We start from the raw sequence: 13,131 nt of genomic DNA, 5'->3' as shown, positions 1-13,131 counted from the left end.
ATAATCTGCAGAGGGCCATGCTCTCGCTTTCTTTCCCTAATCCCCGTCTTGGGGGTTAGGGATTTATTTTTGCCTGACTCTGTTCCGGGCATCCTGACTGCTATGGGCTGTCCGGCGGGTGCAGGGCGGGGGTGGTGGGACAGCGAGCCTAAAGTTACGTATCCTGTAGGGCGTGACTAATGAACATTTTGACGTTGTAGTACTCGGCGCGGGCCCCGGCGGCTACGTGTCCGCCATCCGCGCTGCCCAGCTGGGCAAGAAGGTTGCCGTTATTGAGAAGCAGTACTGGGGTGGTGTCTGCCTCAACGTGGGCTGCATCCCCTCCAAGGCTCTTCTTAAGAACGCTGAGGTTGCACACACCTTCAACCATGAGGCTAAGGCCTTCGGTATTTCCGGCGATGTTTCTTTCGACTTCGGCGTTGCGCACAAGCGCTCCCGCAAGGTGTCGGAGGGCATCGTCAAGGGTGTGCACTACCTGATGAAGAAGAACGGCATTACGGAGATCAATGGCTTGGGCTCCTTCAAGGACGCCAAGACCATCGAGATTACTGAGGGCGATGACAAGGGTAAGACCATTACCTTTGATAACTGCATTATCGCCACCGGCTCCGTCGTTCGTTCCCTTCCGGGCGTGGAAATCGGCGGCAACATCGTGTCCTTCGAGGAGCAGATCCTCAACGATGAGGCTCCGGATTCCATGGTGATCGTTGGCGCAGGCGCCATCGGCATGGAGTTTGCTTACGTTCTGGCCAACTACGGCGTGGACGTGACCATCGTGGAGTTCATGGACCGCGTCCTGCCGAACGAGGATAAGGATGTCTCCAAGGCCATCGCCAAGGAATACAAGAAGTTCGGCGTGAAGCTCCTGACCGGCTACAAGACCACCGCCATCAAGGACAACGGCGACAATGTCACCGTTGAGGTTGAGTCCAAGGACGGTTCCAAGACCGATACGCTGACCGTGGACCGCTGCATGGTCTCCATTGGCTTCGCTCCGCGCACCGAGGGCTTCGGCCTGGAGAACACCGGTGTCGAGCTCACCGAGCGCGGCGCCATCGCCATCGATGACTACATGCGCACCAACGTTGAGGGCATCTACGCCATTGGTGACGTCACCGCGAAGCTGCAGCTCGCCCACGTGGCTGAGGCGCAGGGCGTCGTGGCCGCTGAGGTCATCGCCGGCGCTGAGACCCAGCTGCTGGGTGACTACATGAACATGCCGCGCGCCACCTTCTGCAACCCGCAGGTTGCCTCCTTCGGCTACACCGAGGAGCAGGCTCGTGAGAAGTTCGCTGACCGCGACATTAAGGTCGCTACCTTCCCGTTCTCCGCTAACGGCAAGGCGGCCGGCCTCAACGAGACCGCGGGCTTCGTCAAGCTTATTGCTGACGGCGAATTCGGTGAGCTCATCGGCGGCCACATGGTGGGCTCCAACGTTTCCGAGCTGCTGCCGGAGCTGACCCTGGCGCAGCGCTTCGACCTCACCGCTGAGGAAATCGGACGCAACATTCATACTCACCCGACGCTGTCTGAGGCTATGAAGGAAGCTGCCGAGGGTATCGGCGGCCACATGATTAACCTCTAAGGCCAAGGCGAGAAGCCAAAACAAGAACGCTCCCCCTCAATCCCGGCAAAGGGATTGAGGGGGAGCGTTGGTTTTAGCGCCGTAACGCTACTGGCTCATTAGTACGGTGCGACGGCTGAACGGTGGGCGTCGACCACCAGCTCTTCATTAATGGCCGGGAAGGCGCGTTGAGCACAATTCTGGCGAGGACAAGTACGGCAGCCGGCGCCGATGGGGGTTGCGGCAGAAAGGGCATCGAGGTTGAGGCCTTGGGCATAGACCGTGCGGCTGGCGTGGCGCGCCTCGCAGCCTAGGCCGATGGAGAAGAGCTTATTGGTATCGCCGAAGCGGCCCTGGGGGTAGCTCACCGTCCGTGAAATCCAGAGGTAGTTGCGGCCATCCGGCATCTGCGCCAGCTGACGCGAGATGGTGTTGGGGCGGGTGAAGGACTCATACACGTTCCATAGTGGGCACGTTCCGCCGGAATTGGAAAAGTGTACGCCCGTGGCCGATTGGCGCTTGGACATATTGCCGGCGCGATCAACCCTCACGAAAGTAAAGGGGATTCCGCGCTTGTTGGGGCGCTGCAGCGTGGAGAGGCGCGAGGCAATTGTCTCGTAGCCCACGCCAAAGACGTTGCAGAGGTACTCCACGTCATACCCGGATTGCTCGGCCTCACTGTGGATGAGGCTGTAGGGGAGCAGTGTGGCGGCGGCGTAGTAGTTAGCAACTCCACGCTTGGCCAGGTTGATGGAGGCGTCCGAGGTGAAGGGTTCTTCGTCCACGAGGGCGTCGATTAGCGCGCCCGCCTCGAGGAAACCCAACTCTGCCGCCATACGGAAGGCGCGCTGGCCCACGCTCAGGCGGCTGGCAAGGCGAAGGGTGCCACTCTCCTTGTCGAAGCGATGCAGGGTGCCATCCATCCGATCGGTCGTGAGAATCTCCACGCCGTGTTTGGAAGTGAGCCGCTCATTAAGCGCCTGTTCAATGTCGCGAATGTGGAAGAGGATGACGTTGAGCTCCGAGGCAGTTTCTTCTGCGTGGATATCCAACTCGTCGAGATAGTTCTGCCGGGCATAAAAGAAGTCCCGCACTTCGTCGTGAGGCATGGACAGTGCCTGGTTCCCGTCCGAGCGGCGGGTATCGGTGGCGAGCGAGAGCTTGTCACGAATATTGCGGTAGCGGCGGTGGATATCCACGAGCGTGCGGGCGACGGTGGGGTGGTTGTAGACCAATTCGGACAATTCCTGAAGCTCCACGGGGGAGGGGCAGATTTCCTGGTCTTGGACGACATCCTGGATTTCCGCAAGCAGGCGTGAATCATCATCACGGGAGAAGAACGTGGCATCCACACCAAAGGCTTCAGTGATTTTCAGCAAGACCGGGACGGTAAGAGGGCGTACGTCGTGTTCAATCTGATTGACGTAGCTAGCTGAAAGCCCCAGCGTAGCGGCGAGAGTAGCTTGGCTGAGATCACGTTCGCGGCGCAGCTGGCGCAGGCGCGAACCCACGTATGTCTTGCTCATGTGAGCTAGGTTACCTAGTGCCTTTCGGTCATAACAATTGTTTTGCAAGGAATGTGTGAAGTATTTTAACTCCGCTGCGAAGTGGGGGGTGCTGGCGGGGTGCCGAGCGGGCGATAGGGGTGTATACCAAGCGAAAGTTTGACACCTAAAGGGGTAGGGTCGTCACTCAGGCCACACCCTGTGACAAAAGTCTCATCCGTGAAATGTTTTCGCAAGCTCAATATTGCGTAAAAGGAAGTGATCAAGGTAGAGCGGTCAAAGAGGTGTGGCGCCTAAGGTGATCCTTGCCTTAACTCGTTTAAATACGGGGACCATAGGAGGGGGAGGGGGTATGCAAAGCAAAGATATAACTAGTGGTCAGCGCAAAGGTCTGCGTAAGGTAAGGGCGACAATGGAGGTGTCATGTCTGTAAAAAATCCTGACCGTGAAGCCCTCGCTCACGGCCGTATTACTAATGAAACGATTCGTCCTAAGCCAGGAATTCCGTCCTGGGCTTTGAAACTGACGATGGCAATTACCGGTCTGTTCTTCGCGCTCTTCGTTGTGGGACACATGGCCGGCAACCTGAAGCTTTACTTGCCGGCTCACGACGGCCAGGAAGCACTCGATGCCTACGGCGCTTACCTGCGTAATCTTGGTGAGCCACTGATCCCGAGCGGTCACGCACTGTGGATCATTCGCATCGTCCTGCTGGCCTGCGTGATCGCTCACATTTACGGCGCTTTTGCTTTGACCGCTCGCTCGAAGGCATCCCGCGGCAAGTTCAAGCGCACGAACCTGATGGGCGGCATGGATTCCTTTGCCACCAAGAGCATGCTGGTTACCGGCGTCGTGCTTCTCCTGTTCATCATCTTCCACCTTCTGGACCTGACGATTGGTGTCCAGCCGGTTGCAGCAGAAGCTTTTGCTCACGGTGCCGTTAAGGCCAACATGATCGCAACCTTCTCGCGCTGGCCGGTGACCATCGTCTACATCGTCGCCATGCTGTGCCTCTTCCTGCACCTGACCCACGGTATCCGCCTTGCGGCTTCTGACCTGGGCATCACCGGTGCAAAGTGGCGCGAGGTTTTTGTTGTCCTGGCGTACATCGTCCCGGCCGTCGTGTGCCTGGCAAACATTGTTATGCCGTTGTCCGTCGCCCTGGGCTGGGTCAGCTAAAGGAGTTTTGAACCCATGACTAACGCGAACACTGAACTCAAGCGCGAGCACCCTGACTTCTCGCACCCGCAGTCCATCGTCCCGGGCGTTAAGCCGGGCCGCATCCTGGAGTCCCACGAGCCGCACGGTGTCCCGATGAAGGACATGTGGAGCTACCAGAAGGACCACATGGAGCTCGTCTCCCCGCTGAACCGCCGCAAGTTCGAGATCATCGTTGTCGGTACCGGCCTGTCCGCTGGTTCCGCCGCCGCTGCCCTCGGCGAGCTGGGCTACAAGGTCAAGGTCTTCACCTACCACGATTCACCGCGCCGTGCGCACTCCATTGCTGCGCAGGGTGGTGTGAACTCCTCCCGCCACAAGAAGGTGGATAACGACTCCGCTTACCGCCACACCAAGGACACCGTTAAGGGTGGTGACTACCGCTGCCGCGAGTCCGACTGCTGGCGCTTGGCCTATGAGTCCATCCGCGTCATCGACCACATGAACGCCATCGGCGCTCCGTTCGCTCGCGAGTACGGCGGCACCTTGGCTACCCGTTCCTTCGGTGGTGTGCAGGTCTCCCGTACCTACTACACCCGTGGCCAAACAGGCCAGCAGCTGCAGCTGTCCACCACGTCTGCGCTCTACCGCCAGATTGGCCTGGGCAACGTGGAGCTCTTCGCTCACCACGACCTGCAGGACATCATCACCTACACCGACGGTGGTAAGAAGCGCGCCGGCGGCATCGTGACCCGCAACCTCATCACCGGCGAGCTCAAGGCCTTCACCGGCCACGCAGTCATCCTCGGTACCGGCGGTTACGGCAACGTCTACCACATGTCCACGCTGGCCAAGAACTCGAACGCCGGCGCCATGATGCGTGCGTACGAGAACGGTGCTTACCTGGCTTCCCCGGCATTCATCCAGTTCCACCCGACTGGCCTGCCGGTCAACTCCGAGTGGCAGTCCAAGACCATCCTCATGTCCGAGTCGCTGCGTAACGATGGCCGCATCTGGTCTCCGATCAAGGAGAAGGATGACCGTCCTGCCAATGAGATTCCGGAAGAGGAGCGCGACTACTTCCTGGAGCGCCGCTACCCGGCCTTCGGTAACCTCGTCCCGCGTGACGTGGCTTCCCGCGCCATCTCCCAGCAGATCAACAAGGGTCTGGGCGTTGGTCCGCTGCACAACTCCGTGTACCTGGACTTCCGTGACGCCATCGAGCGCCTGGGCAAGGACAAGATCCGTGAGCGCTACTCCAACCTCATCGAAATGTACGAAGAGGCTATTGGTGAGTCCGCTTATGAGACCCCGATGCGTATTGCTCCGACCTGCCACTTCACCATGGGTGGCCTGTGGACGGACTTCAACGAGATGACCACCATCGACGGCCTCTTCGCCGCCGGTGAGTGCTCCTGGACCTACCACGGTGCGAACCGCCTGGGTGCTAACTCCCTGCTGTCCGCTTCCGTTGATGGATGGTTCACCCTGCCGTTCACCATCCCGAACTACCTGGCCCACCACCTGGGTGAGGCCAAGCTGGCTGAGGACTCGGCAGAGGCCAACGAGACTGTTGCTCGCGCACAGGCGCGCATCGACCGCCTCATGTCCATCCAGGGTCAGGATCCGCACGGCCCGGCGTACTACCACCGCCAGCTGGGTGACATCCTCTACTGGGGTTGTGGCGTGTCCCGTAACGTCGAGGACCTCAAGGTTGCCATCGAGAAGGTTCGCGCACTGCGCAAGGAATTCTGGGCTAACGTCCGCATTACTGGCGACGCCAACGACATGAACCAGGTTCTCGAGTACGGTCTGCGCGTTGCTGACTACATCGACCTGGGCGAGCTCATGTGCATCGACGCTCTCGACCGCGACGAGTCCTGTGGTGCTCACTTCCGTGATGACCACCTCTCCGAGGACGGCGAGGCCGAGCGTGATGACGAGAACTGGTGCTTCGTCTCCGCATGGGAGCCGGGCGCTGCTGAGGGCGAGTTCATCCGCCACGCCGAGCCGCTGTACTTTGATTCGATCCCGCTGATGACAAGGAACTACAAGTAATGAAACTGACACTTGAGATCTGGCGTCAAGCCGGACCGACGCAAGAAGGCAAGTTCGAAACCGTGCAGGTTGACGACGCCGCCGAGCAGATGTCCATCTTGGAGTTGCTCGACCACGTCAACGACGGCCTCATCGAGGCCGGCAAGGAGCCGTACGCATTCGCTTCCGACTGCCGTGAGGGCATCTGTGGTACCTGTGGCCTTCTGGTCAACGGCCGCCCGCACGGCCCGGGCCAGAACACCCCGGCCTGCCAGCAGCGCCTGTTCCAGTTCAAGGACGGCGACACCATCAAGCTGGAGCCTTTCCGCTCCGCTGCCTACCCGGTCATCAAGGACATGATCGTGGACCGCTCCAAGCTGGACCACGTCATGGAGCAGGGCGGCTACGTGTCCATGGATGCGGGTACCGCTCCGGATGCTGACACCCTGCACATCAACCACGAGACCTCCGAGTACGCCCTGGATCACGCTGCCTGCATCGGCTGCGGTGCCTGCGTGGCATCCTGCCCGAACGGTGCTGCTCACCTGTTCACCGGCGCCAAGCTGGTTCACCTCTCCCTCATGCCTCTGGGCAAGGAAGAGCGTGGCCGCCGCGCACGCAACATGGTGGACGATCTGGAGCAGAACTTCGGCCACTGCTCGCTCTACGGCGAGTGCGCTGATGTGTGCCCGGCTGGTGTGCCGCTGACCGCGGTTTCCGCGGTTACCCGCGAACGTGCACGTGCTGCTTTCCGCGGCAAGGACGACTAAGCTATAGTCATTCACAGGATTAACAGGAACGAGAGAAAGTTTCAGCCATGAGCGACCTCAACCCGGCAGTAGCTGATCACCACAGCGAGACCTACCCGGAGTTCTCCGGCAAGATCCAGGACTCCTACATCGAGGGCTACGAGCCCGTATCCTACGGTGCACCGCACTCTTCGTTGCTGCGCACCTCCACCTGGGTGGGCATGGGCCTGATTCTCTCGCTCCTGCCGGCAGCCGGCATCCTCATTTGGGGCCTCGGTACGTGGCTCTACCCGGAGGGCACCGCTGGTGCTGACTACCAAATCAACATCATCGTCGGCGCTATCGCGCTCGTCGTTGTTGCCATCCTGGCAGTCAGCTCCGTCCACTTCGGCCGCCGCTACTACCGCCAGTACCGCAAGGAAACCGGCCGCATCAACTAGGCACCTCCTAGGACGTTGAACGCCTAAGTTTCTGTACTGACACTACAACCCCCACCTCCAAGCAAACACATGGGAGACCATGTGAGGAGGTGGGGGTTGTTGGCGTGTGGGTGCTGGGCGGGAGGAGAGGGGGAGCGGGCGCTTGGCGACGCCCCCTAGCGGCGGTATCGAGACCAGATTAGGTGCTCTGCCGAGTGCGGCCTTAGTGCCATGCCCCCATGGCTCTAAGAGAACATTCCCTCACCGATGAAGCCGATTTCACTTACACCGGGCGGAATGAGGTAGGTGCCGGTTTTGGTGGTCTTGAGGTACTCAAGAAGCATCTCGTCGCGCGACATGGACTGGTGCACGGTGGCGAACCGGTCCACGGTGCGGGTGAACGCCATGAAGAACAGGCCAGCGTCAAGGCGACCTTGTTCGTTGGAACCATCGACGAAGTTGAATGCACGGCGCAGCATACGGATGCCACCGTTTTGATCAGGGTGCACGTTGAATACGTGGGAACCGTGGTCGATGACGGGACGGCCTCGCTCGTTGGTGGCGGCGAAATCTGGTTCGTCGAATTCGTTGGTGCCCGTCAGTGGAGCACCCTCGAATTTATCACGGCCGGTGACACGCTCCTGCTCCTTGAGCTGCAGGGTATCCCACACCTCGATGTTCATGGCGATGCGTCGGGCCGTAAGGTAGCTTCCCCCAGCTGCCCAGGGTTGGGAAGAACTCGCTGGAATCCACACGTGCTCATCCAACGCATCAGCATCTTCGGCACGGATGTTTGCGGTGCCGTCTTTCTGCCCGAAGAGGTTGCGTGGGGTGCTTTCTTCACGAGTGGTCACGGCGGCTTTGCCGAAACCGATCTGGGACCAGCGCAGCGCAGCATCGGGTACAGCTAAGCGAGTCAGGTTGCGTATAGCGTGAGTAGCTACCTGTGGGTCGTTAGCGCATGCTTGGATGCAGATGTCGCCGTCGGACTGCTCACGGTTGAGGAAGTCGTTGGTCATCGGCGGCATTGCGGTGAACTCGGTTGGCAGTTTGTCAGCCAGGCCGAACTGGTCGCGGAACAAGCTGCGACCGAAGCCGATGGTGATGGTCAGGGCGGAGGGGCCTAGGTCGAAGGCTTCACCGGAATCGTCGGGCGGGAAGTCCGCACCACCGCCGAACGCACCCTTAGCACTGACTTCGCCGCCGAGCGTCAACCGTCGAGCAGCATCGGTCCAACGCTGCAGGAGATCAACGAGGTCATCGCGGGAGGCCTTCTCGTCCATGTCGAAAGCTGCGAAGTGGAGGCTGTTTTGCATCGGGGTGATAATCCCGGCTTGGTGTTCGCCGGCGAAGTCAATGATCAGCTCGTCATTCGTAGCACCGTCGATGTCGCCAGATGTCCCACGGGATTCTTCCTGCGAGCAGGCGGCAGCGGCGGCCCCGACGGCGCTGACACCGCCAAGCGCCAAGAAGGTGCGTCGGTTGAACCCGCTCATTTTAGGATTCCGCCCCCGAATCCGCTTCAGCATCAGCCTCAGTATCAATGTTGAGGCCCAGTACGGTGCCGGTCAGGTTGGACAGCGGCTCGCGCAGCGCGTCGATGGCGCGGGTGAGTTTTGCTTGCTGGCCGGCGTCGACTTCGTCGTAGTCGACGTAGCCGGTTTCCAGGCTGCCGTATTCGTCGAGGAGGGACTGGATGGCGTCGAAACGCTGCTCGATCTCGCTGACCAACTTCGAGCCTTCGTCGCCGCGCTCTGCGGCGATGCCTTTGACCATGTCAAAGGCGATGCGCGAGCCTTGGATGTTGGCTTGGAAGTCATAGAGGTCCTTGTGCGACCACCAGTTTTCCTCACCGGTGACCTTGGTGGTGGCTACCTCTTCGAGCAGGCCCATCGCACCGTTAGAGACGGTGTCGACGGTGATGTCGTTCTCTGCGGCGAAGTTATTGGCCTGCACGGTGTCGTTGAGGGCTTCGACGTCGGCGACGAGTGCGTCGGCGATCTCACGGCGCTTCTGCGGCGAGGACGGCTCCCATCCCTCGCGGGCGGGTGCGCCGTCGGCGTTCTTGGCGTCGGCAGCCGGCGGCCACAGGTCCTTTTCCATGCGGTGGAATCCGAGCCACTCGGTGAAGGTCGGGTCATCTTCCTTGAGCTGGTCTGCTTCGGCGATGTAGTCCACTTCGCGGTAGTCGATGCGCGGGTCGAGGACGCCGAGGGCCTCAGCGATCGGTTCAATGCGCTCGTAGTGCACGCGGGTGGCGGCGTAGAGGTCCTTGGCCTTGCCGTCGTTCCCTGCGGCGTATGCTGTGGCGAATTCCTCGACCTTTGGCAGCAGTTCTGCGACCTCGTTCTTGACAAAGGCGACGTAGTTGTCGCGGGCTTCGTTGAAGCGCTTCTCGTCGGATTCGTCGTACTTGATCGCTTCGCCGGTCACTGTGAACTCGGCTTGGCCAATGTTCGGTCCGCGCAGGCCTGGTTTGCAGGCGGTGAAGTAGGAGCCAGGCTCGAGCTGGACGGTGAGGTCCGCGGTGCTGCCGGGGGTGATGTTCTCGCGTTCGGCGATGACGCGCAGGCCGTCTTCGGCCAGGAGGTAGAATTCGGTGACGCGCTCACCGGAGTTGGTGATGGAAAAGGTGTTGGTGCCGGATTCCGCTGAGTTTGTGGCGACCGTGCAGGAGTCTTCTTTGGCTTGGACGTCGATGGCATCGCCGGTGCTGTTTTCCACGCACGCAGTCAGCGGGAGGGTGAGTGCGAGTGCGGCAACGATAGCGGGAGAGCGCTTCATGATGAGACCTTTCGTGGGTTTTCGTTGTGTGTGGAGGAAGTTTTGTTGCTTGGCTTACCGGCGACACCACGCCGCCCACCGCGCACATGCCCCACAAAGATTGGAACAATGACAGCGAGGTATACGCCCCAACCAATGACTTGCAGCCAGGACATTTGTGGCATAAACCCGGTGAACGCTTGGAGCAGTGTGGCGGTGATTCCGGCAGGGTCGATGAACTCGTCGAGGTTGAACGCCCAGCCGAACGGGAATGACGCCATCCAGAACGGGTACGTGGCAAAACCGGTCAGGACCTCGCCGGTGCGCGGGTGCGTGGGGGCAATCGGTGCGCCGGAGAACGGCCCGGGGAGGAACTGCGCCTCCTGGAGATCGTGGATGGCGTAGGCGAGGATGCCTGCCGCAACGACGATGAGCAAAGCACTCGACCAGGTGAAGAAGGTGCCGAGATCCAGGCGGAGAGCGCCCCGGTAGATCAGCCAGCCCATTATGATGGCAACGCCAATGCCGACGAACGCGCCAATGACCGCACTAGGGGTGGTCATCCAACCCCACAGCAGGAGGGTCAGTTCGATGCCTTCGCGGGCAACGGCGACGAACGCGAGCCAGAACATGGCTTGCGTGCCTTTGGTCAGCGCAACGCCCGTTTTGTCCTCGAGCATGGTGCGCAGTTTCCCGCCCTTGTTGCTTAAGGAGAGGACCATGCCAGTGATCATGGCCACCGCGATCAGTGACATGATGCCGCCGATCGCTTCCTGGGCGCGGAAGGACAATCCGTAGCGGCCGAAGGTGAATAGTGCGCCGAGTGCCGTGCAGATTGCTGCTGCCATGACCACGCCGACCCACACAGTGCGGGCTGCGGTGTTCAGGTGACCCTCGTCGGTGGCAGTGCTGCTCCGGCGCTGGATGGCGGCGAATAACATGCCGACGATAAGGGATGCTTCCAGGCCCTCACGGAGGCCGACCAGGAAAGCTGCAATGAACATTTTTAGAACTTTCTCGTGTGTAACCTGGCTCGTCGAAGGGTAGCGATAGATAAAGGTAAGGCTACCCTTGAATAGCCGAGCCTAACCTTAGTCTTGGTGTGATGAGAAAGTAAATTCCTTTCCTCACCCGTACGGTGAATCGAAGGTGAGGAAACTCAGTTCAGGGATCATGGCTGCGGGGTGCAGTCCGCACAATAATCGGCATGAGGCCATGTAGAAGCGGGGGCACGTGGCATTGAAAACTGGAATCTATCGAGCGCACCTCTGAGTAGGCGTTCTACAGACACCCTGAATTCGTGCGGGGACAAATCAGTGTGCGGGCGTCTGTGGAGTATGTAGCGCGAAGTTAGACCGGATTGCTTTGTGCTGTTGGCGCAGCGTGTGCTGTTTCTGCAATTGTCCAAAAACGGTAGATATCGATGACTAGATTTGAGACATGGATTCTGGTTTCTACGCTTATGCAATGGAATAGCCATCCGGCTATTCCACCGCCGCAAACGTCCAAAAAGCCACTAGCCATCCCGTCCAAAAACATCCTGGACTCCGTGTCCAAAAGGTCGCTAGACATCACATGGGAGTACTGGAAGTGGGTCCTACAGCGGTGTCACAACCGGACGCAAGTGGGGGCGGCTGGAGATCTACGGCGGGAAACTCGTCGAGAACATCGTCCAAGCAGTCGCTCGTGACCTCCTCGTCCACGCCATGGCACTCGTCGCTCAGGCTGGGCACAAGATTGTCCCACGTCCACGACGAAATCGTCATCGACGAGCCCGAGGACTCCGGCTTCACCATCGCCGATGCTTGCCAGCTCACGACGACCCCGACTCCCACCCGACTGGACAGCAGGACTGCCACTCGACGCAGACGGGTACGAATGGGGGACTACTACCGCAAAGATTAGACGCGCCAGAGAGGCAACTCGCGCCAGTTGTCAGGTGCTCCTGTGCGAGAAAACGGCACGATGAGATTGTGCGGGTAGGTGTGGAACAGCTTCGGTAGCCGGTCGGCTGGAGACAAGTCCAGTTGGCGCTGCAAGTATTGGATAAGGGAGAGCTGTCCGAACACGCGATTCATTCCTTCAGCTACCGGAGCCAGCCTGACGTCATTGTTCAGTTTCGGTTTGATGTCGTAAACACGATTGAACATCCTTGCATGATGAGCTGCGTAATTACGCAGAATATTCAAGGATTTCAGCCATGATTCAAGCTGAGGGCCAGTTAGGCTGCAGGGCTCGGCAATCCGTTTGCGCACGATATTGGGCGACATGCCGTACAGGTACGACAGCATCCCCCAATCCATGATTTCGACAGCCGCCCAGATGGGTAGAGTCCCGCCATATTTGGATTTGTGGTGGGCGACGAAGTCCTCCTTCGACGCTTTCAATGCCGACTGGTACTTTCTCAGCCACACCTCGTGCACGCTACGCCCGTCTTTGTTTCGCTGCCGTGCCCGGGCGCTCAAACGCTGGGGATCCAAATAGATCAGCGGGTCAAGGCGACCCAGTTCGTGACCGAGCTTGGTTCGAATAGCCAACTCCACGCGATCAAGCTCGATGAACACGCTGTGGCGCAATTGTTCGTCAAACCCATAGAGAGCTACCACCAGATCAAACGATGCTCCCTCAACGAATTCATCTCGGGCAGTGCCGTCGCCTTGGGAGAAACGGCGCATCGGGTACCAGTATCCGGACAAGCGGTAGTAGTTCAATTGAGCCAGCAGCGTCTCAGCATGCTGGGGATCATTCACTCGCATTCCACGCTGACGAAGCAATTCGACCTGTTCACCGTAGGTCTTGAACTGCTTCAGGCCTAAACGACAGGATGTGTTGGTGAGGTTGGGTGGTTAGCTGGTCTGGCGTGCTGGTATTAGGATGATTTCACTTATCCGGAGGGATACCCCAGCCTCGGGCCGGAAATACCGCCGGGGAAGTGC

The 13,131-nt window shown here is 59.7% G+C and carries 11 protein-coding genes; 6 read left to right on the top strand and 5 right to left on the bottom strand.

Annotated features, from left to right (window positions below):
• Positions 1–172 precede the first annotated feature (172 nt).
• Complete coding sequence (gene lpdA / locus ACUY3D_RS10240; protein ID WP_070521228.1) at positions 173–1,585, top strand: dihydrolipoyl dehydrogenase; 1,413 nt, start codon at positions 173–175, stop codon at positions 1,583–1,585.
• A 98-nt stretch (positions 1,586–1,683) separates the two neighbouring features.
• Here the strand turns inward: lpdA and ramB are convergent, their stop codons facing one another.
• Positions 1,684–3,090 carry an acetate metabolism transcriptional regulator RamB gene (ramB, locus tag ACUY3D_RS10235; RefSeq protein WP_448241058.1) on the bottom strand — a complete coding sequence of 469 codons (1,407 nt, stop codon included), beginning with the start codon at positions 3,088–3,090 and terminating at the stop codon, positions 1,684–1,686.
• Between the two features lie 402 nt (positions 3,091–3,492).
• Between ramB and ACUY3D_RS10230 the strand changes: the two genes are divergently transcribed.
• The 4 genes from ACUY3D_RS10230 to ACUY3D_RS10215 are packed head-to-tail and all read left to right on the top strand — an operon-like array spanning position 3,493 to position 7,453.
• Positions 3,493–4,248, top strand: a complete 756-nt coding sequence (locus ACUY3D_RS10230; RefSeq protein WP_070521222.1) for a succinate dehydrogenase cytochrome b subunit — start codon at positions 3,493–3,495, stop codon at positions 4,246–4,248.
• Positions 4,249–4,263: 15 nt separating this feature from the next.
• Entirely contained in the window at positions 4,264–6,285 is a 2,022-nt protein-coding gene (locus ACUY3D_RS10225; protein WP_070521219.1) for a fumarate reductase/succinate dehydrogenase flavoprotein subunit, read from the top strand.
• The gene (locus ACUY3D_RS10220; RefSeq protein ID WP_070521216.1) at positions 6,285–7,034 is read left to right on the top strand and encodes a succinate dehydrogenase/fumarate reductase iron-sulfur subunit; all 750 of its coding nucleotides are present in this window, start codon (positions 6,285–6,287) and stop codon (positions 7,032–7,034) included. The genes ACUY3D_RS10225 and ACUY3D_RS10220 overlap by 1 nt, the downstream gene beginning before the upstream one ends.
• 47 nt (positions 7,035–7,081) lie before the next feature.
• Positions 7,082–7,453, top strand: coding sequence for a hypothetical protein (locus ACUY3D_RS10215; protein ID WP_070596615.1), 372 nt, complete (start codon positions 7,082–7,084; stop codon positions 7,451–7,453).
• Between the two features lie 224 nt (positions 7,454–7,677).
• On the opposite strand, the gene efeB is transcribed toward ACUY3D_RS10215, so the two are convergent.
• From efeB to ACUY3D_RS10200, 3 genes are read right to left on the bottom strand one after another with little or no spacing between them, the layout of a single operon-like run.
• Positions 7,678–8,928: an iron uptake transporter deferrochelatase/peroxidase subunit gene (gene efeB / locus ACUY3D_RS10210; RefSeq protein WP_101735759.1), complete on the bottom strand. Its 1,251-nt coding sequence runs from the start codon at positions 8,926–8,928 to the stop codon at positions 7,678–7,680.
• 1 nt (position 8,929) lies between these two features.
• Entirely contained in the window at positions 8,930–10,216 is a 1,287-nt protein-coding gene (gene efeO, locus ACUY3D_RS10205; protein WP_101735760.1) for an iron uptake system protein EfeO, read from the bottom strand.
• Positions 10,213–11,199 (bottom strand): FTR1 family iron permease, encoded by a 987-nt coding sequence (locus ACUY3D_RS10200; protein WP_101735761.1) that lies wholly within the window; start codon positions 11,197–11,199, stop codon positions 10,213–10,215. The genes efeO and ACUY3D_RS10200 overlap by 4 nt, the downstream gene beginning before the upstream one ends.
• 682 nt (positions 11,200–11,881) lie before the next feature.
• Here ACUY3D_RS10200 and ACUY3D_RS10195 point away from each other — a divergent pair.
• Positions 11,882–12,100 (top strand): hypothetical protein, encoded by a 219-nt coding sequence (locus tag ACUY3D_RS10195; protein WP_230307835.1) that lies wholly within the window; start codon positions 11,882–11,884, stop codon positions 12,098–12,100.
• Here the strand turns inward: ACUY3D_RS10195 and ACUY3D_RS10190 are convergent.
• Positions 12,097–12,951 carry an Abi family protein gene (locus ACUY3D_RS10190; RefSeq protein WP_448241057.1) on the bottom strand — a complete coding sequence of 285 codons (855 nt, stop codon included), beginning with the start codon at positions 12,949–12,951 and terminating at the stop codon, positions 12,097–12,099. The genes ACUY3D_RS10195 and ACUY3D_RS10190 overlap by 4 nt on opposite strands.
• Positions 12,952–13,131: the final 180 nt, after the last annotated feature.

The sequence above is a fragment of the Corynebacterium guaraldiae genome, from assembly GCF_053480195.1.
The sequence above is the reverse complement of the archived record's forward strand: the minus strand, read 5'-3'. Positions and strand labels throughout refer to the sequence as shown.

Bases quoted from the DNA above. Each gene is read 5' to 3' on its own strand.
- ramB (WP_448241058.1), bottom strand. From the start codon at position 3,090: ATGAGCAAGACATACGTGGGTTCGCGCCTGCGCCAGCTGCGCCGCGAA.
- ACUY3D_RS10230 (WP_070521222.1), top strand. From the start codon at position 3,493: ATGTCTGTAAAAAATCCTGACCGTGAAGCCCTCGCTCACGGCCGTATT.
- ACUY3D_RS10225 (WP_070521219.1), top strand. From the start codon at position 4,264: ATGACTAACGCGAACACTGAACTCAAGCGCGAGCACCCTGACTTCTCG.
- ACUY3D_RS10220 (WP_070521216.1), top strand. From the start codon at position 6,285: ATGAAACTGACACTTGAGATCTGGCGTCAAGCCGGACCGACGCAAGAA.
- ACUY3D_RS10215 (WP_070596615.1), top strand. From the start codon at position 7,082: ATGAGCGACCTCAACCCGGCAGTAGCTGATCACCACAGCGAGACCTAC.
- efeB (WP_101735759.1), bottom strand. From the start codon at position 8,928: ATGAGCGGGTTCAACCGACGCACCTTCTTGGCGCTTGGCGGTGTCAGC.
- efeO (WP_101735760.1), bottom strand. From the start codon at position 10,216: ATGAAGCGCTCTCCCGCTATCGTTGCCGCACTCGCACTCACCCTCCCG.
- ACUY3D_RS10200 (WP_101735761.1), bottom strand. From the start codon at position 11,199: ATGTTCATTGCAGCTTTCCTGGTCGGCCTCCGTGAGGGCCTGGAAGCA.
- ACUY3D_RS10190 (WP_448241057.1), bottom strand. From the start codon at position 12,951: ATGCGAGTGAATGATCCCCAGCATGCTGAGACGCTGCTGGCTCAATTG.